The organism is Streptomyces sp. NPDC055632 (assembly GCF_053618675.1).
This window is the reverse complement of record NZ_JBSHHY010000005.1, coordinates 341,213-361,049: the sequence shown is the minus strand read 5'-3', so window position 1 is coordinate 361,049 and position 19,837 is coordinate 341,213. Positions and strand designations below refer to the sequence as shown.

The following is a 19,837-nucleotide window of genomic DNA, read 5'->3' as shown; positions in this document are numbered from 1 at the left end:
CATTACCTCACTGCGGAGGGTGGGACGACGCACGGGCTGTCACCGCGTCGGCGGTGAGGAGGGACGCGCCGCAGGTGGTGGCCAGGGCGGTCGCCTCGGCGAGGGCCTCGGCGGAGCCGGTGACCCGGGCCAGGTCGAGGCGGGCGCGGGCCTCCTCGTAGCGGGAGGGGGACGCGGCCAGGTGGTCGACGGCCTCGGTGAGGAGGCGGCGGGACTCGGGCGGGTCGGCGATGAGGGCCGCGCAGCGGAGGGCTTCGCCGAGGGCCGTGCGGGTGCCGATGCGCTCGGCGTGGACACGGGCCTCGGCGGCGATCCCGGCCGCGCGGTCCGGGTCCGTGGGAGCGAGCGCCCGCGCGAGGTCCAGGGGCCACGGGGCCCACACGACGTGGTGGCGGCCCCGTTCGACCAGGGCCTCGGACGCGGGGCCTCCAGGGTGGCCACCGCCTCCTCGACGCGCCCCTCCGCGAGCAGGAGCCGGCCGAGGACGCTGGGGCCGTCGGGCAGGACGATCGCGCCCGGCCACGGCGGCCCGAAGGAGTAGCGGTCGGCCACGCTGCGCGCCTCCGCCGTACGGCCCCGGGCGACGAGCGTGTCGACGAGGAGGCAGGCGGTGTCCCAGTGCACGGGGAGGCCGTTGCCGACCCGGTCGGCCAGGCGCAGGCCCTCCTCCAGGTAGTGCTGCGCCCTCGGCAGGTTGCCGCGGCGCCGGTGGACCAGGCCCAGGAGGGTGTGGGCGAAGGCGACGTGGGCGCCGCTCCAACCCGAGATCTCGAAGGCGCGGACCGCCTCCGTGAAGAGCGCCCCGGCCCGGTCGGGACGGTCGGAGAACGCGTACGCGATGCCGGTCAGCGCCGGGATCTCGAAGCCCCAGGTGGCGTCGGTCCAGCCGAGGCCCCGGGCCGGTATGCCGTCGACGAGGGCGAGGTCGCAGAGGCGGACGACCTCGTCGGCGGGCTCGCCCCGCATCATCGCGTCGAACCCGCGCACCGTGAGGAGGGCACGCTCGGAGTTGTCCGCGCCGGTGAAGTGCGCGGTGAGGTCGGCCAGGCGGCGGGAGCGGGCGGGGCCGTCCTCCTCCGCGGCCTGGAACCCCTCGTACATGAAGTTCGCCGCCTGCAGACGGCGTCGGTCGGTGCCGGGCGGGGTGCGGACGGCCTCGTCGGCCAGGACCCGCGCGGCCTCCCGGAGCTGGTTGTTGTGGGCGAGTGCCTGCGCGAGCCGGTAGGTCGCGTCGATGCGCAGGTCGTCGTCCAGGCCCGGCAGGCCGAGTGCGGAGCTCAGGTGCCGGACGGTGGCGGCGGGCGCGGTCAGCAGGGAGGCGCAGCCCAGTTCGTACAGCACCCTGGCGTACGAGTCCGGGGCCGGCGGTTCCTCCAGGGCCCGCTCCAGACAGCGCCGGGCCGCGTCCGGGGCACCCACGGCGAGGTGCTCGACGGCGGCCGCACGCAGTTGGCGGACGACCTCCTCGTCCTCGTCCGGGTGCACTTCGAGGAGGTGCCGGGAGACGGCGGCCGGTCCGTGGCCCGCCGCGGTGAGCGCCCAGGCGGCCAGCCCGTGCATGGCGGTCCGCGCGGCCGGTGACATCGAGCCGTACACGGCGGACGCGATGAGGGGGTGCGCGAACTCCAGGTGGGCGGAGTCCGGGTGGACGGGGTCGAGGTGGGCGGAGCCGGGGTCGGCGGTGCTCGCCTGGGCGGGCGCTCCCGCGACCGCAGCGTTCGGGTCGTCCCCGGCGTCGGAGCCGGTCCGCGCCGCCCGGTCCGCCCCCGTCGTCACGATCCTCGCCTGGCGGAGGAGTTCGGTGTGCTCGGCGACCTCCGGCCCGCTCGTGCCGGCGAGCGACGCCAGGAGGTCCGGCGTGCTGTCCGCGCCGAGGACGGCGATCGTCCAGGCGAGCCGGGTCGGGCCGGCGCCGAGCTCTTCGAGGCGGGCGACGAGCCCGCCGCCGCGCGCTTCGGCGCCGAGGCCGCGGAGGAGGGAGGCGGAGCCCGCGACGGGTTCGAGCATCCGGTCGCGGGCCTTGGCGAGCAGTTCGACCGTCTCGTACGGGTTCCCGGAGGTCACCGTCCACAGTTCGCGGCAGAACGGTTCGTCCGCGTGGCCGCCCAGCGTGTCCCGGGCGAGCGCGGCGGTGGCGCCGAGCGTGAGGGCGTGCAGGCCCAGGGTCACGACGGCGCGGTCGGCGAGCGCGGCGAGGACGGCCGGCACGCCGGTGCGCTGCGTCCCCTCCGCCAGGGGCCGGTGGGCCAGGACGACGAGGGCGGGCAGCCGGCGGTCCCGCCGGATCCGGGTGAAGGCGTCGAGCCACGCCAGGGATTCGGCGTCGGCCCAGTGCGCGTCGTCCACGAGCAGCACCGGCGGCCGGTCCCGCAGCCGGTCCGCGAGCCGCCCCAGGAGCTTGGCCAGGCCGTCCCGCACACCTTGCGGGTCGGCGGGAGCGGCCGACGGCGGAGGCGGCGGGGCGAGGCCGAGCGCGGGGGCCAGCAGGTCGAAGTGGCCGCCGCAGAGGAGGCGTACGTCCTCCTCGTCGAAGCGGTCGAGCGCGGGCTGGAGCAGCTGGCGGGTGACGTGGAACGGGACCGAGGTGAGGGTCTCGCCGCCCCGGGCCGTCAGGACGGTGCACCGGTCGCGTGCGGTGCGGTGGATCTCGTCGAGGAGGGTCGTCTTGCCGATCCCCGCCTCTCCCCGGTAGACGAGGATGCCGCCGCGCACCGGGCCGCCCTCCGTTGCCCCGGCGACGAGCTCGTCGACGGCGTGGGCGGCCGCGGCCAGTTCCGGATCGCGTTCGAGCAGCCCGCCGTGGGACCCGTCCGGGACGGCGGGCACGAACGGTGTGACGGGCGACGGCTGTTCGGGATCCGACGGCACCGGTGACTCACTCCCCTACCCGAGCTCCTTGCGCGCCGCGGCCGGCGAGACCCACGCGGACCGGCACGAAGCGCTTGTCGGACGAGCCTAGCGTTCCTGATCGTTCCGGGGGCGACAATGGAAGGGTGAACCGGACCACGCACGACCGAGGCAGGGATCGCGACGGGGAGGGGCGGGCCCGCAGCGCCCGTCCCCGCGACGGGCTCGGCCGTCCGCTTCCGTACGGGGCGGAGGGGGTGCCCCGGCAGCCGGAGGGGGTCGTACGGGATCCCGGCGCGACCCTGCGCGAGGCGCAGCGGCTGCTCGACGCCGGGATGCCCTTCCACGCGCACGAGGTCTTCGAGGACGCCTGGAAGTCCGGTCCCGAGGCGGAACGGGACCTGTGGCAGGGACTCGCCCAGCTCGCCGTGGGCCTGACGCACGCGGCCCGGGGCAACGCGGCGGGCGGGGCACGCCTGCTGCGACGCGGAGCCGACCGGCTGACGGCGGTCGGGGCGGGGGCGGTGGAGGGCGGGACTTCGAAGGCCGGAGTGTCGGGGGCCGGGGCTTCCGAGGGCGGTTCGTCCGTACCCGCACCCCAAGCCGGCCCGTACGGGATCGACCTCGGCGGGCTCGTCTCCTGGGCGCGGGAGTTGGCCGGTCGTACGGAAGGGGGCGGGACGGAGGGTTCCGTCACCGTCGACGCCGTCGTCGAGGCGCCGCGGCTGCGCCTCGACGCCTCCTGACTCCGCCCGCCGCTTCCCCGCCGCGTCGATCTCCCGTCGCGGTACGGACGTGCGGCCGGACGGCGAGGACCCGCGCCCCGTCGTCAGGGGACGAGGTCTCGCGGACGCTGCGGACCCGGACGGCGTCCCGGCTCAGCCGGTGGCGCGCAGCGCCGGGAGGAGGACGGCGTCGACGAAGCTCCGCATGGTCGAGGAGTCCGTGAAGCGCTCCTCGCAGATCCGCTCGATGCGGAGCATGCCGAGGAAGGCGGGGGCCACGAGGTCGACGGCGGGGTTGCCGGCCGCGACCTCGCCGCGCTCGACCGCGCGCGCCACGATCGCGTCGATGGCGGCGATCTCGGGGGCGATGACGGTCTCGCGGAACGAGGCGCGCAGGTCGGGGTACTGGATGTACGCCTGGGCCACGGCCTCCATGAGGCCGGCGTCGCGCTCGTGGTGGGAGGCGGCGATGCGGGCGGCCTCGCGCAGGTCGCCGGCGAGGGTGCCGGTGTCGATGCCGCCGAAGACGACGCAGCGCCGCCGGGCGAGGGCCGCGGTGACGAGCTGCGGCTTCGTGCCCCACTGCCGGTAGAGCGTGGCCTTGCCGCACTTGGTGAGGGCGGCGACGCCCTCCATGGTCACCGAGTCGTAGCCGCCCTCGCGGAGGAGGCGGAGCACCGCGTCGTAGAGCTCGGTCTCGCGCTCCGGCGTGATCTTGCTGCGCCGGGCGGCGGCGGTCGCGGCCTGTGTGGACATCGGTCCCTCCCGGGCGGACACCTCCGTGTCCCCGCTGTGTCTCTCCCGTACGGGCCGGATCGTCCCTGCCCCGCGGGTCTGGCTCTGCACATACGAGAGTAGGGGGTGCACAATCGAGACGCAAACGTATCGAGACGCTTGCGTCTCGATGAAAACGGATCTAGGCTTCCTCCGTTTGTTGCCGATTTGACGGATTAGAGGGCCGCACGATGGCTGCCGGGATGCGCGGGATACGAGGACCACGTCCTGCGGGACCGGGGGCGAAGCCCGCTACCGGCCCCGCCGGGAACGGCGCCGGCGGGGAGCCGGAGGAGAACGGAGGGGCTCCCGGAAGAGCCGCGCGACCGCCCCTCCTGCGCGAGCTGCTGCTCGTCACCGCCCTGTTCCTCGTCTACAAGTTCGGCCGGCTCTTCGCCAACGGCCACGAGGTCCGCGCCTTCCACAACGCCGACCGCGTCTGGGACGCCGAGCGCGCGCTCCACCTGCCGGGCGAGGGGGCGGTCCAGCAGCTCCTGCTGCACGGCGAGCCGCTGGTCCGGGCCGCGAACACGTACTACGCGGCCGTGCACTTCCCCGCCACCGCCGCCTTCCTCGTCTGGCTGTACCTGCGCCGCCCGGCCCACTACCTGTGGTCGCGCCGCGTCCTCGCGCTCCTCACCGCCGCCGCGCTCGCGCTGCACCTGCTGATGCCGCTCGCGCCGCCCCGGATGCTCGCCGCCGCCGGGCTCGTCGACACCGCCCGCGTCTACGGCCCCTCCGTCTACGGGGCGGTGCCGGAGGCGGACTCGATGGCGAACCAGTTCGCCGCCATGCCGTCGCTGCACTTCGGCTGGGCCCTGATGGTCGCGATCGGCCTGATCGCCGCCACCCGTTCCCGGTGGCGGGCGCTCTGGCTGCTGCACCCGCTGCTCACCCTGCTCGTCGTCGTCGGCACCGCCAACCACTACTGGTTCGACGCGCTCGCCGCCGCCGCGCTCCTCGGCCTCGCCCTGCTCGCCGTCCGCGCCCCCGGCCACCGGACGGCGCCCCCACCCGTACGCCGTCCGGTCGAGGCGGCCCCCCTCACGGTCGGAGCCCTGCGATGAACCCCGCCGCCGGCACCGTGCTCGCGGTGCTCCTCTCCCTCGTCTCCGCCGCCGGGTACGCGCTCGCCGCCGTCGCCCAGTCCCGGCTCGCCGCCGCGTCGTCCGCCGCCCCCGGCGGACGCGGGGCGCTGCGCGCGCTGCTCGCCCGCGGGCAGTGGTGGTGGGCGGTCGGCCTGAACGCCGCCGGGGCCCTCGCCCACGTGGCCGCCCTGCACTACGGACCGCTGACCCTGGTCCAGCCGCTCGGCGCGCTGACCCTCGTGGCGGCGCTGCCGCTCGGCGCGTACCGCGCGCGCCGGCGGGTGACCCGCACCGAGTGGCGCGGAGCCCTGTGGACCCTGGCCGGTCTCGTCGGCCTGGTCGCCGTCACGGGACCCGCGGCCCCCGGCGAGGCGCTCAGCCTGCGCGAGTCGCTGGCCGTCGCCGCGGCGACGGCGCTCCTGATCGCCGCGCTCGCCTCGGGCCGCCTCCAGGGGAGCGGCGGACGGGCCGGGCGCGGGCTCGGACACGCCACGGCCTCCGGCATCGCCTCCGGCGTCGCCTCGGCACTCACCCAGACCCTGACGGCCGCGCTCGCCCTCGACCTTCCCGGCACCGAGCCGACCTGGTGGCAGACCGCGCTGCTCGCGGTGCTCATATCCGGCTTCGCGACGGGCGGGCTGCTGCTCTCGCAGGCGGCTTACCGGGGCGGGCTCGCGGCCCCGCTGGCCGTCGTCAACCTCTCCAACCCGGCGGCCGCCGCGGTGATCGGCGTGGCCCTCCTCGGCGAGACCTTCCGGGCCGGGGCCTGGGGCTGGCTCGCCGCCGCCGGCGCGTCGCTGGTCGCGGCGCGGGGCGTGGTGCTCCTGACGCGGGGCGGTGCGGGAGGGGCCGGAACCGTCGTGAAGACCGGCGGCGTCGCGGGGGAAGGCGTCGCCGCCGGGGCCGTCGGCGGTGTGCCGGCGTCCCGGATCGCCGCGCCGGAGGCCGAACCGGTGGGCGTCCCGCTCGCCGGATGAGGACGGCCGCCTTCCGGCCCCCTCACCCGGCCCGTCACCCCGTCACCCCGTCACCCCGTCACCCCGTCACCCCGTCACCCCGTCACCTGCAATTCGTCACCTTGACGACAACCGGATCCACCCCCTATCGTCAACATGACGACAAGGGGGTTTCCATGGCCGACATCACCCGGCGGGCCGGCTGGCGCCATCTGCGCTCCGCGCCCACCGCGCACATCCGCCACCAGCGACGGGGACGGCTCGTCCACGACGGCGAGGGGCTCAGCTTCTGGTTCCGGCCGCGCACCGCCGCCCTCTCCGAGGTCCCGGTGAACGACCGGGAGCTGGCCATGGCCTTCCACGCCCGCACGGCCGACTTCCAGGACGTGAGCGTGCAGTCCACCGTCACGTACCGGATCGGCGACCCGGGCGCGGCGGCCACCCGGCTCGACTTCTCCGTCGACCCCGACACGGGCGTCTGGCGCGGCACCCCGCTGGAGCAGATCGCCACCCTCCTCACCGAGACCGCCCAGCAGCACGCCCTCGACGTCCTCGCCCGCACCGCCCTCGCCGCCGCGCTCGTCGACGGCGTGGCGGCGGTCCGGGACCGCATCGCGACCGGTCTCGCCGCCGAGCCGCGCCTGCCGGACACCGGCATCGAGGTCGTCGCCGTCCGGGTCGTGGCGATCCGCCCCGAGCCCGAGGTCGAGCGGGCCCTGCGCACCCCCGCCCGCGAGCAGATCCAGCAGGAGGCCGACCGGGCCACCTACGAGCGCCGGGCGGTCGCCGTCGAGCGGGAACGCGCCATCGCGGAGAACGAGCTCGCCAGCAAGATCGAGCTGGCCCGGCAGGAGGAGCGGCTCGTCGAGCAGCGCGGCACCAACGCGCGCCGCGAGGCCGAGGAGAACGCCGCCGCCGACGCGGTGCGGGCCGAGGCCGAGGCCGTACGGAAGGTCCGGCTGGCCCGGGCCGAGGCGGAGGCGGCGCGCGAGGTCGGCGAGGCGCGCGCCGGGGCGCAGTCCGCGTGGCTGCGGGCGCACGCGGAGGCCGACCCGGCCGTCCTGCACGCCCTCGCCGTGCAGCGGGCGGCCGAGAACCTGCCCCGGATCGAGCACCTGACGCTCTCCCCGGACGTGCTCACCGGGCTGCTCGCCCGGCTGGGCGGCGAGGGCGGGGCCGGCGGCACGGGCGGGGCGCGGTCGTGAGCCTCGCGCCGCGCGCGGTGCTCGTGCACCGGACGACGGAGTACGAGGAGCTGCTCGCCCGGCACGGCACGCACGGGCAGGCCGCGTTCTTCCTCTCCGCGCGCGGCCGCTCGGTCGAGGCCGTGCGCGAGCGGCACGAGCGGGCCCACCGGGCGCTCGCCGAGGTGGCGGGCGCCGTGCCGCTCGCGTGGCGGCAGACCCGGGTGGAACGCGCCGATCTGGACCGGTTCCTGTTCGGGCCCGAGGACGTCGTGGTGGTGGTCGGGCAGGACGGCCTGGTCGCCAACACGGCGAAGTACCTGACCGGGCAGCCCGTCGTCGGCATCGACGCGGATCCGGGGCGCAATCCGGGCGTCCTGGTCCGGCACCGGGCGGACCGGGCGCGGCGGCTGCTGCCGTACGCGGCGGGGGAGGGCGCGGCGGTCGACGAGCTGACGATGGTCGAGGCCGTCACCGACGACGCGCAGCGGCTCCTCGCGCTCAACGAGATCTACGTCGGGCCGCCGGGCCACCAGACCGCCCGCTACACGCTCGGGCTCGACGGGACGGACGCCCCGGCCGAGGCCCAGGCATCGTCGGGCGTCCTCGTCGGCACCGGCACGGGGGCCACGGGCTGGCTGCGCTCCCTGTGGGAGCAGCGCTCCAGCGCGCTCACGCTGCCCGCGCCCTCGGACCCCCGGCTCGCCTGGTTCGTGCGCGAGGCCTGGCCGTCGCCGACGACCGGCACCACCCGCGTCGAGGGCCTCCTCGGCCCCGGCCCCGGTCTGCGCCTGACCGTCGAGTCGGACCGTCTGGTCGCCTTCGGCGACGGCGTCGAGTCGGACGCGCTCGAACTGACGTGGGGCCAGACGGTCCGCCTCACGATCGCGGCAGCGCGCCTGCGCCTGGTGCACTGATCCGGGGCTCCGCCCTGGTGCGGGAGCACCGATCCGGGCGCCCCGCCCAGGCGCGGGAGCACCGAGCAGGGCGCTCCGCCCGGGTACGGGAGCGCTGAGACGCGGCCCCGCCCGGGTACGGGAGCACTGATCCGGGGGCTCCGCACAGGTACGGGAGCACTGAGACGCGGCCCCGCCCGAGTACGGGAGATCCGGGGGCTCCGCCCAGGTACGGGAGCGCCGTCGGGGCGGCTCCGGCCCCGCCGTACGCGCGGCCGGATCCGATCGGTCCGGGCCGGACGGCAGCCCGTACGGCGTTATGCTCGGCGCGCTTTGCCCGGATATCCACCCGTCCCCTGCCGTCAAGCCGTCCGGGCCTCCGCGTACCCTCCCCCCTCCCTCCCGGTCGTCGAAGGACACCCCATGGCCCCCGGCTCGCTGACCGTCTCCCCCGCCACGCCGCAGGACTGGGCTCTCGTGCGCTCCTGGGCCGCCGAGGAGGGGTGGAACCCGGGGCTCTCCGACGTCACGGCGTTCTTCGCGCAGGATCCCGGCGGCTTCTTCCTCGGCCGGATCGACGGGGAGCCCGTGTCCGCCGTCTCGGTCGTCGCCTACGACGACTCCTACGCCTTCCTCGGCTTCTACCTCGTGCGCCCCGAACTCCGCGGCCTCGGCCACGGCCTGGCCACCTGGCGGGCCGCGCTCGGCCGCGCGGGCGACCGGGCCGTCGGGCTCGACGGCGTGCCCGCGCAGCAGGACAACTACCGGCGCTCCGGCTTCACGACGGCGTACCGCACGGCGCGGTACGTGGGCGGGGTCCCGGCCCCGGACGGCCCGCCGGCCGGTCTGGTGCCCGCCGGGCGGGTCGGCCCGGCCGCCCTCGCGGCGTACGACGGGGCCTGCCACCACGCCGACCGGCCGCGCTTCCTCTCCGCCTGGCTGGCGACCCCCGGGCACCGCGCCCTGGCCCGGGTCGTCGACGGACGTCTGACCGGGTACGGGGTGGTTCGTCCCGCTCAGGACGAGGCCCGGATCGGGCCGCTGTTCGCGGACACCCCGGCGGACGCGGCGGCCCTGCTCGACGGACTCGCCGCCGAGGCGAGGGACTTCGGCTCGGACCGGATCGCGGTCGACATGCCGGAGGTCAACCCGGCGGCGGCGCGCCTGGCCCTGGAGCGCGGTCTGGAGCCGACGTTCGAGACGGCCCGGATGTACACCGGCCCCGTCCGCCCGGTGGCCCGCGAGCGCGTCTTCGGGGTCACCACGCTCGAACTGGGCTGATCCGGTGGGAACGGGGGAAACGGGGAAAGCGGCGGGCCCGGACCGGCGGGAGCCACGGGAGCCGCGGGCCCTAACCGGCGGGAGTCACAGGAGCCGCGGGCCCTAACCGGCGGGAGCCACGGGAGCCGCGGGCCCTAACCGGCGTCCCGGCCCCGGCGGGCCCGGTCCCGGCAGCCCTCTCCGGCGCCCCCGACGGGCCCCGCGCCCCCTCCCCTCGCCGACCCCCCGCCGCCCCCTGAGGGGTGACAAGGGTTTTCCCCGTATCGGGTTCACCCCCCCGTTCCCTACTGTCCTCCGCACCGGCAGATATCATCCTTCGAATCGCACCGTGACAGGTGCATGCGAAGGGTGGCGTCCGCCGGTGACGGCCTTGACCCGGGCCGTCGCGCCGGTGGCGGCGCACGGGCCCCCCAAGCCCAGGGAACACCGGACCGCGACCCCCACTTCGCCCCCGTGTCCCGCGCCGCCGCCACTGCTTCGCAGTTACGTCGTAATCGAAAGGGCCACACCTTGAACGGTTCCAGGCGGAGAGTCATATCCGTGGTCGCGAGTGCCGCGATCCTCGGTGCCGCTGCCACCACCTCCGGGGCGTTCGCCGCCGCCCCGGCCGCTCCCACCCCGAAGCCCGCGCCGGTTTCGCAGGCGATCCAGGCGCTGCCCAGCGCCCCGGTCGAGAAGCTCATCGTCACCTACAAGAACCAGGCCGCCGAGGCCGGTTCCAACGCCGCCGCGCAGAGCGACACGGCCGAGAAGGCCGCGAAGACGGGCGAGAAGCTCTCCTTCGAGCGCCGGCTCGCCGCCGGCTCCGCCCTGGTCGACCTGGGCGACAGCGCCACCAAGCAGGACGTCACGAAGGTCATCGACGCGTTCCGCGCCGACCCGGCCGTCGCCTCCGTCGAGCCCGACATCCGCGCCTACGCGATGGCGGCCACGCCGAACGACACCGACTACGCCAAGCAGTGGGACCTCTTCGAGGCCACCGGCGGCATGAACGTCCCGGCGGCCTGGGACAAGACGACCGGCTCCGGCGTCACCGTCGCCGTCATCGACACCGGCTACGCCGCCCACTCGGACCTGGCGGCCAACGTCGTCGCCGGTTACGACTTCATCTCCTCCTCCGCCGACGCCCGCGACAACAACGGTCGCGACGCGAACCCGAAGGACGAGGGCGACTGGAACGCCACCGACAACGAGTGCGGCAGCGGCTCCAAGGCCTCCAGCTCCTCCTGGCACGGCACCCACGTGGCCGGCACCATCGGCGCCGTCACGCACAACACCAAGGGCATCGCGGGCATCGCGTACGACGCGAAGATCCAGCCCGTGCGCGTGCTCGGCAAGTGCGGCGGCTCGTCCGCCGACATCGCCGACGCCATCACCTGGGCCTCCGGCGGCACCGTGCCGGGCGTCCCGGCCAACGCGACCCCGGCGAAGGTCGTCAACCTGAGCCTGGGCGGCGCGAGCTCGACCTGCCCGAGCGTCTACCAGACCGCCATCAACGGCGCCGTCTCGCGCGGCACCACCGTCGTCGTGGCCGCGGGCAACAGCAACCTCAACACCTCCGGCTTCACCCCCGCCAACTGCTCGGGCGTCATCACCGTGGCGTCGACCAGCCGCGAGGGCAACCGGTCGTACTACTCCAACTTCGGCACCGCCGTGGACGTGGCCGCGCCCGGCGGCGAGACCCGCCGCGCCACCGACACGCCCGGCACCGTCACCACCCCCGAGAACGGCATCCTCTCGACGCTGAACTCGGGTGCGACGACCCAGTCGGCCGAGAACTACAAGCCCTACCAGGGCACGTCGATGGCGGCGCCGCACATCGCCGGCCTCGCCGCCCTCCTGAAGTCGGCCAAGAGCACCCTCACCCCGGCCGACATCGAGTCCGCGATCAAGGCCAACGCCCGTCCGCTGCCGGGCACCTGCACCGGCGGCTGCGGCGCGGGCATCGCCGACGCGACGAAGACGGTGAACGCCGTCACCACCACCACGCCGCCGGCCGGCAACGTCTTCACCAACGCGACCCGCGTGTCGGTCCCGGACAACACCACCGTGTCGTCCCCGATCGCCGTCACCGGCCGCACCGGCAACGCGCCCGCCGCCCTCAAGGTCGGCGTGGACATCAAGCACACCTGGCGCGGGGACCTGGTCGTCGACCTGGTCGCCCCCGACGGCACGGTGCGCAACCTGAAGACCTCGTCGTCCTCGGACAGCGCCGACAACGTCGTGACGACCTACACGGTCAACGCGTCGGACGAGGTCGCCAACGGCACCTGGAAGCTCCAGGTCCGCGATGTGGCCACGGGTGACACCGGCTACATCGACTCGTGGAGCCTCACCTTCTAAAGCACCACCGCACCACCTTCGACCCACCCCCCACATCAGCATCATTGCTGGTCAGCGACGCGCTCGTGGTCTACACCACGGGCGCGTCCTGGCGTTGTGGGAGCGCGTGCCACCGGAGCGCGCTGTCCGTATGCCGGACAAGGGGCCTGGACTCCGCCGGTGGGCTCCGTATTCTCTGCGCACGGGGCTCATGGGCCGGGGGCCCGAGCGGCCGGAGGTGGTGGACAGTGACGACAGCTCCGCACGTCGCCCTGCGCCCCGCGGGCGTGGGGGCGAATCCCGCGCCGGTGGGCCGCGAAGAACTCCTCGCCCGGCTGGAACGCGCCCTGCACACGCGGGGCCGCGCCCTGCTCACCGGACCCGCTGGCGTCGGCAAGACCGAGGTCGCGCTCGCCGGGGCGGCCCGCGCCGAGGCGCGCGGCGAGACCGTGCTGTGGCTCGCCTCCCTGCCGTCCGACCGCGAGATACCCGGCGCCTCGGCCGCCGCGCTCGTCGCCTCCGTGGCGGCGACGGTGACCCCGCCCGGATCCGGGTCCGTCCGCCCCGAGCCGTCCGACGCGTCCGGGCCCGGGGTCCCCGTCCCGGTCCTCCCGGCCCTCGGCTCCCCCAGGGCCCCCGCGGACCGGGCCGCCGTCCCGCACCCCGCCCCGGCTCCCGTCGCAGGAGTCCCCGGAGTCGCCGGAGTCGCCGGAACGCATGCCGCTGCGGCGTACGGGGCCGATCCGTACGCCACCGGCGCGTACGCCACGGGCCCGTACACCACCGGCGTGTTCGCCTCCGGGGTCTTCGACGAGCTGCCCGGCCCCCAGCGCACCGCCGTCGCCATGCTCTGCCGCGAGGCGCCGATCGACGCGGACGGCTGGGACCCGATCGCGCTGCGCCTCGGCATCGCGCAGATCCTGCGCACCCTGACCTGCCGGGGGCCCGTGCTGCTCGTCGTCGACGGGGTGCAGCACGTGGACGCGGACAGCGCGGACCTGCTGCGGTTCGCCCTCCACCTGGCGCCGCCCGCGCTGCGGGTGGTGGCCGTGGAGACCCCCGAGCCGTACGGGGAGGCCCGTGGTCCGTACGGCGAGCCGCACCGCTCCGAGGACCCGCACGCCAGCCACCTCTGGGTGCCCTCGGAGGCGGACGTGCTGCGCGTCCCGCCGCTGCACGCCGACGAGATCGCCGAGCTCCTCATCCACCACCGGCTGCCGTCCCGGATGGCCGGCCGCATCCACCGCGCGAGCGGCGGCAATCCGCGGCTCGCGCTCGCGGTGGGCCGCTCGCTGGCCGACGCGCGGACCCCCGTGCACCACGCCGAGGCCCTGACGCTCTCCGGGCGCGCCCGCGACCTGGCCCGCCAGCTCCTGGGCGCCGCGCCACCCGCCGTACGGGAGACGCTGCTGCTCGCGGCCCTGGCGCTGCGTCCGTCGGCGACGCTGGTGCGGCGGGCCGGGCGGCCCAACGCGGAGGCGGACCTGGCGGCGGCCGAACGGGCCGACCTGGTGTCGCTCGCCGAGGACGGTTCGGTGACCTTCACCGCGGGGCTGCTGCCCTCCACCCTGGTGCACGACGCCTGCTGGGCCGAGCGGAGCGCCGGGCACGCCGCCCTCGCGGAGGTCGTGGACGACCCCGTGGAGGCGGTGCGGCACCGGGCGCTCGCCACCGAAAGCCCGGACGAGGAACTGGCCGCCGAGGTCGCGGACGCCGCCGACCTGGCCCGGCGGCGCGGGAACAGCGCGCTCGCCGCCGAACTGGCGCTGCTCGCGGCCGAGTCGACGCCGGGGCGGCACGGCACGCGGCGGATCGCGCGGCTCGTGGACGCGGCCGAGGAGGCCGCGCGGGCGGCCCGCGCCGACCTCGCGATGCGGGCCGCGACCGATCTGCTCGCCCGGGACGCCGTGCCCGCCGACCGGGTGCGGGCGCGCCTCGCCGTGCTCGACACGGCGGGCCAGGGCCTGACCGGCCTCGACGAGATGTACGTCCACGCCATGGAGGACTCCGAGGGCGACACCGCCCTGCGGGCCGCCGTGCAGCTCCGGCTCGCCGTCAAGTACGTGCTCGCGGACGGCGATCCGCACCGCTCGCGGACGGCGGCGGTCGAATCGGCCGCGCTGGCCGCCTCGATGGGCGACCCCCGCACGGCCGCGCAGGCGCTGACCGTGCAGGCGCGGATGGAGCGGGCGCTCGGCTCGCCGGACGCGGAGGCCGTGCTCGCCCAGGCGCGGGCCCTGGAGCTGGCCGAGCGGCCCCTCGGCATCCGCAACGCCGCCCAGATCCTGACGATCCGCCACGCCCTCTTCGACGACCGGCTCGTGGAGGCCCGCGACGAACTGGGCGCGCTCCTGCCGCTGGTGCAGCGGCGCGGCTCCGTCGAGGACGCCATCGAGCTCTTCCGCACGCTGGCCGAGATCGAGTCCCGGATCGGCCCGTGCGCGGCGGCCCTCGCCCACGCCGGGCAGTCCCTCGCCCTCACCCTGGAGGCGGGCCTCTCCCCCGGTCCCGCCTGGTACGCGCTCGCGCTGGCGGAGACGGCGGGCGGCAGCTTCGCGCGGGCCGCGAGCTACGCGCGCCGCAGCGTGCAGGCCTCGGAGGAGGAGGGCGACCGGGTCTTCCTCTCCCGCAGCCGGTACGCGCTCGGCCGGGTCCAGCTCGTCAACGGGGACGTGGCCGCCGCCCTGGAGACCCTGCGCCGGGTGCAGGCCGACGAGCGCGCCCAGTCGACCGTGGATCCGTCGATGCTCCGCTGGCACGAGGAGCTGGCCGAGGCGCTGCTCGCGAACGACGCCGCCGACGAGGCCCTGGCGCTCCTCGCGGAGGTGCGGCCGGTGGCGGAGCGCCTCGGGCGGCCCACGGTCCTGCTCGGCTGCGACCGGGCGTACGCCCTGTGCCTGGCGGCCGAGGGGCGCACGGACGAGGCGGCGGAGCTGCTGACCCGCACGGCCGGGGAGTTCGGGCGGGCGGGGCTGCCCCTGGAGCGGGGCCGGGCGCTGATCGCCCTGGCCCGGGTGGAGCGCCGCCGGAGGCGCCGGTCGGCGGCGCAGGGCGCCCTGCACGAGGCGGCGTCGGTGTTCGAGCGGGCCGGGGCGGCGCCGTGGCTGGCCCTGGCGGGCGAGACCCCGGCGGGCGAGGGGCCGGCGGGCGGCCCGGGGAGCGAGGAGGCGGTCCCCGCGCTCTCCTCCCTCACCGAGGCGGAGCTGCGCCTGGCCCGGCTCGTGGGCCAGGGCGCCAGCAACCAGGAGGCGGCGGCGAAGCTGTACCTGAGCGTGAAGACGGTCGAGGCGCGGCTCACCCGCATCTACCAGAAGCTCGACGTCCGTTCCCGGGCGCAGCTCGCGACGGCCCTCAGACCGTGAGGGCCGTGAACGCCGTGGCGTAGGTGCCCCGGGCGGTGGTCCCGTCGGGCCGCTGCCATTCGCCCGTCACCCGGGCCAGGTCACCGTCGGCCGTCCCGTCATCGGCCGTCCCGCCGTCGGTCGTCCCGTCATCGGTCGTCCCGTCGTCGGCCGTCCCGCCGTCGGCCCGCAGGACGCGCCGGAGCCGCAGGACGAGCGGCGCGGGCGCGCCGGGCTCCCGCAGCACCACGTCGGTGTGGTCGGGCCCCTCCTCGACCCGTACGGGTTCCGCGTCCGCACCGGTGCCGTCCGACTTGAGAGGCGAGACGGCGACGGTGAGGTCGGGCGTGTCGGTCGCGGTCTGCTCCTGCGGCTCGGCGCGGCCGTCGAGCAGGGCGTGCAAGCGCTCGACGAAGACGGGGTCGTGGACGCCGTCGTAGATCCAGCGCTTCCCCAGGACCCCGTGCTCGGAGGTGCCGACGAGGGCGCGCTCGGCGCCCGCGAGCGGGTCCGCGCGGTAGGTCAGGGGGACCTGGTGGGCGACCGCGTCCGGGCCGGTGCCGTCGGTCACCACCATGAACTCGATGCCCACCTCGCCCTCGGGGTCGTCGAGGCGGAACCCGCCCGCCCTGACCAACTGCGGGCCGTCGGACCCGCCGGCGTACCAGGGGCGGGTGGGCAGCCACGCGGCGAGCAGCTCCAGCTTGGTGGGCTGCATCGTGGTGCGGTGGATGACGGCCATGGTGCGTTTCTCCCTCTCGGTCGGGATCTTTCCCGCCCCACCGTACGAGCCTTTCCCCGGTCGCCGTACGAGGCCGTGCGGACGGTCCTCGCGTCCGGCTCGCGCCGTGCCTGCTAACGTCAGAAATTACTCATTTACGGCATTTGCGGCCTCACGCCGCTTCCTCGTCCGAACAGGAGCAGGAATGACCGGTGGACCCGAGCCCATCAACGCCGTCGCCCGCGAGGAGCTGGAGAAGGAGCTCGCCGAGCTGCGCGCCGAACGCGATTCGGTCACCGCCACCCTGCGGGACGGCGGCGGCGACCAGACGGGCGACAGGGCGGACCAGGCCGACGAGTTGATGCGCGCCGACGAGGCCGACCGGCTGAACGGGCGCATCAGGGAGATCGAGGACCGCCTGAAGGCGGCCTCCGTCGCCGCGTCGCCGGCCGCCGGCACGATCGGCGTCGGCAGCAGCGTGACCGTGCGGTTCGACGACGGCACCGAGACCACCGTGCGGATCGCGGAGCTGGCCGACGCGCTCGACCCCGACCTGGTGACCGGCGACAGCCCGCTCGGCAAGGCGCTGCTCGGCCACGGCGCCGGTGACACCGTCACGTACGAGACGCCCGGGGGCCGGGCGACCGCGACCGTGGTCTCGGTCGGCTGACGGCGCCGTGCCGGAGGCGGACGCCGGACCGGGACGGGAGCAGGAGCGGAGGCGGGAACAGGAGCGGGAGCAGGAGCGGTTCAGGGAGGCCGACCGCAAGGGCGGCCCCGGGCACACCGTCCTGGTGGCGCTGGTCGTGGCCGTGCCGGTCACCAAGGTCACCTACACGGTCGGCGGCGGCGACGCGGTCCGCGACGTGCTCGTGGGCATGGAGCCGGCGAACTGGCCGGACGTCCTGCTCGGCATGGTGATCACCGATCCGCTCCTCGGGTCGGTGCTCGCCGTCGTCGTCTCCCGCGTGGTCTTCGCCCTCTTCGCCGCGCGCGGCGCGGTGCCGGTGGGCGGCGGGCGGGTCCGTTCGCTCCAGCGGCTGGGGCTCACGGCCGTCACGCCGATCGCGGTGGGCGTCATCGACGCGTGCTTCTTCGGGCCGTGGTGGGGACTGGGTACCGCGCTGGCCGCCTTCGCGCTGCGGCAGGGCGTGATCGAGGAGTACCGGACGGGACGGCGCCGGCCGCACCGGTCGCACGACCGGGAGGAGCACCACGACACCGGGTACCGGCCGCCCGACTGGCTGCGCCGGGCCGCCGGGGCCGAGCAGTGGGTGGCCCTGGTCCTGACCGTGGTGGTGCTGCCGTTCCTGTTCTTCGCCTCGGCGCTCGACGGGCAGTCGTGGACGTCGATCGTGACGTGCCGGGTCACGAGCGGAGCCGGGACGGCGGACGACCGCCTGATCGAGCTGGGCCGCAAGGGCGACGGTGTCGTGGGGTGGAACCTGGACTCCGAGCAGGTCTCGAACGGCCTCGACTGCACGGCCGAGGAGAGCCGCTTCGTGCGCGAGCCGTGGTGGCGCGGCTGAGCCCCTCCCGAAACGGAGGTCGCCGGACGGGCCTCAGCTCGTGACGATGCCGGTGACCAGGTTGATGGTGGTGGCCAGGATGCCGGCCCCGAAGACGTACGACAGCAGGCAGTGGCGCAGGACGATCGCGCGGAGCCCGGCGGTGGAGACGTTGGTGTCCGAGACCTGGTAGGTCATGCCGAGGTTGAAGCTGAAGTAGAGGAAGTCGCTGTACCGGGGCGGGACCTTGGTGTTGAAGTCGATCCCGCCGCCCGGTTCCAGGACGTAGTAGTGGTACGCGTAGCGGGTGGCGTACATCATGTGGAGCGCCGCCCAGGCCATGAAGACGCCGCAGAGGGCCGTCGCGGCCGCCGCGTGGCTCAGGTCGGTGCGGCCGACCAGGAGCAGCACGATGATGCCGACCAGACCGGCCAGGGAGGTCGCGACGACGGCGAGCTCCTCGACGACGGGCAGGAACTCCTCGCGGCGGACGTTGTGGTGGGTGGTGGTGGCGTCCATGGGCCACAGGACGATCCAGCCGGCGACGACGAAGGCGGTCTCCGCCACGGCGATGCCGGCGAGGACGCCGAGCGGCGCGTGGGTCGGCACGGCGACGAGGAGGCCGGCCGCCGCGCCGACGAGCGCTGCCCCGACGAGCCGGGGGACGGCGCCGAGCAGCCGGGCGCGCACGGCTCAGGCCTCCAGGACGACGACGGCTTCGCCGGCCCGGGCGGCCGAGCTGATCGGGGTGATCGAGTTGATCGAGGTGATCAGGGTGATCGAGGTGATCGGGGTGATCGGGGTGATCAGGGCGGGTTCGCGGTGCAGGTCGGTGGTGCCCTCGGGGGTCGTCATGGGGCTCAGGCTCCTTTCAGGCCGCCGATGCCCAAGGACTCCCCGTGGGCGGCGGTGTCCGGCGCGCCGGGGAGGTCGTCGAGGAGGTCGACGCTCGGTACGAAGAAGAGGCCGCCGGTCACGGCCCGGGAGAAGTCGAGGATGCGGTCCGTGTTGCCGGGCGGATCCCCGAGGAACATGTTGCGCAGCATGCGTTCGGTGACGGCGGGCGTCCGGGCGTAGCCGATGAAGTACGTGCCGAACTCGCCGCTGCCGACCCGTCCGAACGGCATGTTGTCGCGCATGATCTTCCGCTCGTCGCCGTTCTCGTCGGTGACGGTGTTGAGGGCGATGTGCGAGTTCGCGGGTTTGACGTCGTCGGGCATCTCGACGTTGGACTCCTTGCCGCGCCCGATGACGCGCTCCTGCTCCTCGACGGTGAGCGCGTCCCAGGCCGCCATGTCGTGCAGGTACTTCTGCACGACGACGTAGCTGCCGCCCTCGAAGCCGGGGTCCTCGGTGCCGATGTGGACCGACTCGGCCGCCAGGGTGCCGGAGGGGTTCTCGCTGCCGTCGACGAAGCCGAGCAGGTCGCGCTCGTCGAAGTAGCCGAAGCCGTGCACCTCGTCGACGACGGACACCGAGGCGCCCAGCCGGTCGAGGACGAGCCGGGCCAGCTCGAAGCAGAGGTCCGCGCGCCGGGCCCGCAGGTGGAAGAGCAGGTCGCCGGGGGTGGCGGGCGCGCGATGGCGGGGGCCCCGGAGGGCGGGGAAGGGGTGCAGGTCGCGCGGGCGCGGGTCGCCGACGAGCCGGTCCCACCCCTCGGATCCGATGCCGACGACGCAGGTGAGGCCGTCGGCGGGGGCCCGGAAGGCGACCGAGCGGGTCAGCCCGGTGACGTCCTGGAGCGCGTCCCGCACGGCGGCCTCGGCGCCGGGGTGGACGGTCACCACCAGGAAGAGGGCCGCCCGGGAAGGGGGCACGAGGACGGGCTGGGGTACGGCCATGGCGCTCCCGCCGGAGATACGGCCCCGCAGAACGGAACGAGAAGTCGGACAAAAGGTGCTCAGGAGACAGCGCCAGCGTAGGTGGGCGTGATCTCTCGCGCAGCCCGGCGCGGCGGCCCCCACCGGGAGAGAGCGGCTCGGCCCGTACGGCGGCCGTCTCAGGACCGGACGGCGCGCGGCCCGTACGGCGACCCCCTCCGGACCCGACGGCGCGCGACCCGTACGGCGGTCATCTCCGGGCCGGATGGCACGCGACCCGTACGGCGACCACCTCCGGACCCGACGGCGCGCGACCGCGCGCGGCCGGCCCTTCCGGGCCGAGTGGCATGGGTACGGGGGCGGACATAGCCTGC

General features: G+C 75.6%; 15 protein-coding genes and 1 pseudogene. 10 read left to right on the top strand and 6 right to left on the bottom strand.

Annotated features, from left to right (window positions below; genetic code table 11):
- Positions 1 to 7: 7 nt before the first annotated feature.
- Positions 8 to 2,793, bottom strand: a pseudogene (locus tag ACWGSR_RS10760) (ATP-binding protein).
- Positions 2,794 to 2,993: 200 nt separating this feature from the next.
- Here ACWGSR_RS10760 and ACWGSR_RS10755 point away from each other — a divergent pair.
- On the top strand, positions 2,994 to 3,593 hold the full coding sequence (locus ACWGSR_RS10755; protein WP_453565389.1) for a DUF309 domain-containing protein: 600 nt from the start codon (positions 2,994 to 2,996) through the stop codon (positions 3,591 to 3,593).
- Between the two features lie 132 nt (positions 3,594 to 3,725).
- On the opposite strand, the gene ACWGSR_RS10750 is transcribed toward ACWGSR_RS10755, so the two are convergent.
- A complete protein-coding gene (locus ACWGSR_RS10750) occupies positions 3,726 to 4,328 on the bottom strand; it encodes a TetR/AcrR family transcriptional regulator (RefSeq protein ID WP_376230849.1) in 603 nt (200 codons plus the stop codon).
- A 221-nt stretch (positions 4,329 to 4,549) separates the two neighbouring features.
- Here ACWGSR_RS10750 and ACWGSR_RS10745 point away from each other — a divergent pair, with 221 nt between their 5' ends.
- The 7 genes from ACWGSR_RS10745 (at position 4,550) to ACWGSR_RS10715 (ending at position 15,435) form a co-directional block, all read left to right on the top strand.
- Positions 4,550 to 5,413: a phosphatase PAP2 family protein gene (locus tag ACWGSR_RS10745; protein WP_453565387.1), complete on the top strand. Its 864-nt coding sequence runs from the start codon at positions 4,550 to 4,552 to the stop codon at positions 5,411 to 5,413.
- A complete protein-coding gene (locus tag ACWGSR_RS10740) occupies positions 5,410 to 6,411 on the top strand; it encodes a DMT family transporter (RefSeq protein ID WP_376230847.1) in 1,002 nt (333 codons plus the stop codon). Before ACWGSR_RS10745 ends, ACWGSR_RS10740 begins: the two co-directional genes overlap by 4 nt.
- A gap of 155 nt (positions 6,412 to 6,566) precedes the next feature.
- Positions 6,567 to 7,595 carry an SPFH domain-containing protein gene (locus ACWGSR_RS10735; RefSeq protein WP_453565384.1) on the top strand — a complete coding sequence of 343 codons (1,029 nt, stop codon included), beginning with the start codon at positions 6,567 to 6,569 and terminating at the stop codon, positions 7,593 to 7,595.
- The gene (locus ACWGSR_RS10730; protein WP_453565381.1) at positions 7,592 to 8,491 is read left to right on the top strand and encodes a hypothetical protein; all 900 of its coding nucleotides are present in this window, start codon (positions 7,592 to 7,594) and stop codon (positions 8,489 to 8,491) included. Before ACWGSR_RS10735 ends, ACWGSR_RS10730 begins: the two co-directional genes overlap by 4 nt.
- A 402-nt stretch (positions 8,492 to 8,893) precedes the next feature.
- A complete protein-coding gene (locus ACWGSR_RS10725; protein ID WP_453565378.1) occupies positions 8,894 to 9,751 on the top strand; it encodes a GNAT family N-acetyltransferase in 858 nt (285 codons plus the stop codon).
- A 540-nt stretch (positions 9,752 to 10,291) separates the two neighbouring features.
- Positions 10,292 to 12,094, top strand: coding sequence for a S8 family peptidase (locus ACWGSR_RS10720; protein ID WP_376230843.1), 1,803 nt, complete (start codon positions 10,292 to 10,294; stop codon positions 12,092 to 12,094).
- Between the two features lie 266 nt (positions 12,095 to 12,360).
- Positions 12,361 to 15,435: an AAA family ATPase gene (locus tag ACWGSR_RS10715; RefSeq protein WP_453565420.1), complete on the top strand. Its 3,075-nt coding sequence runs from the start codon at positions 12,361 to 12,363 to the stop codon at positions 15,433 to 15,435.
- Here the strand turns inward: ACWGSR_RS10715 and ACWGSR_RS10710 are convergent.
- A complete protein-coding gene (locus tag ACWGSR_RS10710) occupies positions 15,425 to 16,156 on the bottom strand; it encodes a maltokinase N-terminal cap-like domain-containing protein (protein ID WP_453565375.1) in 732 nt (243 codons plus the stop codon). The genes ACWGSR_RS10715 and ACWGSR_RS10710 overlap by 11 nt on opposite strands.
- A 184-nt stretch (positions 16,157 to 16,340) precedes the next feature.
- Between ACWGSR_RS10710 and ACWGSR_RS10705 the strand changes: the two genes are divergently transcribed.
- Positions 16,341 to 16,805 (top strand): GreA/GreB family elongation factor, encoded by a 465-nt coding sequence (locus ACWGSR_RS10705; protein ID WP_376230841.1) that lies wholly within the window; start codon positions 16,341 to 16,343, stop codon positions 16,803 to 16,805.
- Positions 16,806 to 16,812: 7 nt separating this feature from the next.
- Positions 16,813 to 17,664 (top strand): hypothetical protein, encoded by an 852-nt coding sequence (locus ACWGSR_RS10700; RefSeq protein ID WP_453565372.1) that lies wholly within the window; start codon positions 16,813 to 16,815, stop codon positions 17,662 to 17,664.
- A 33-nt stretch (positions 17,665 to 17,697) separates the two neighbouring features.
- Here ACWGSR_RS10700 and ACWGSR_RS10695 read toward each other — a convergent pair whose 3' ends face one another.
- From ACWGSR_RS10695 to ACWGSR_RS10685, 3 genes are read right to left on the bottom strand one after another with little or no spacing between them, the layout of a single operon-like run.
- Entirely contained in the window at positions 17,698 to 18,333 is a 636-nt protein-coding gene (locus ACWGSR_RS10695) for a DUF1345 domain-containing protein (RefSeq protein ID WP_453565370.1), read from the bottom strand.
- A 3-nt stretch (positions 18,334 to 18,336) separates the two neighbouring features.
- Positions 18,337 to 18,498: a hypothetical protein gene (locus ACWGSR_RS10690; RefSeq protein ID WP_453565368.1), complete on the bottom strand. Its 162-nt coding sequence runs from the start codon at positions 18,496 to 18,498 to the stop codon at positions 18,337 to 18,339.
- Positions 18,499 to 18,503: 5 nt separating this feature from the next.
- The gene (locus tag ACWGSR_RS10685; RefSeq protein WP_453565366.1) at positions 18,504 to 19,484 is read right to left on the bottom strand and encodes a Dyp-type peroxidase; all 981 of its coding nucleotides are present in this window, start codon (positions 19,482 to 19,484) and stop codon (positions 18,504 to 18,506) included.
- Positions 19,485 to 19,837: the final 353 nt, after the last annotated feature.

Coding starts and splice junctions, on each gene's coding strand:
- ACWGSR_RS10750 (WP_376230849.1), bottom strand. CDS start 4,328: ATGTCCACACAGGCCGCGACCGCCGCCGCCCGGCGCAGCAAGATCACG.
- ACWGSR_RS10745 (WP_453565387.1), top strand. CDS start 4,550: ATGCGCGGGATACGAGGACCACGTCCTGCGGGACCGGGGGCGAAGCCC.
- ACWGSR_RS10740 (WP_376230847.1), top strand. CDS start 5,410: ATGAACCCCGCCGCCGGCACCGTGCTCGCGGTGCTCCTCTCCCTCGTC.
- ACWGSR_RS10735 (WP_453565384.1), top strand. CDS start 6,567: ATGGCCGACATCACCCGGCGGGCCGGCTGGCGCCATCTGCGCTCCGCG.
- ACWGSR_RS10725 (WP_453565378.1), top strand. CDS start 8,894: ATGGCCCCCGGCTCGCTGACCGTCTCCCCCGCCACGCCGCAGGACTGG.
- ACWGSR_RS10710 (WP_453565375.1), bottom strand. CDS start 16,156: ATGGCCGTCATCCACCGCACCACGATGCAGCCCACCAAGCTGGAGCTG.
- ACWGSR_RS10705 (WP_376230841.1), top strand. CDS start 16,341: ATGACCGGTGGACCCGAGCCCATCAACGCCGTCGCCCGCGAGGAGCTG.
- ACWGSR_RS10690 (WP_453565368.1), bottom strand. CDS start 18,498: ATGACGACCCCCGAGGGCACCACCGACCTGCACCGCGAACCCGCCCTG.
- ACWGSR_RS10685 (WP_453565366.1), bottom strand. CDS start 19,484: ATGGCCGTACCCCAGCCCGTCCTCGTGCCCCCTTCCCGGGCGGCCCTC.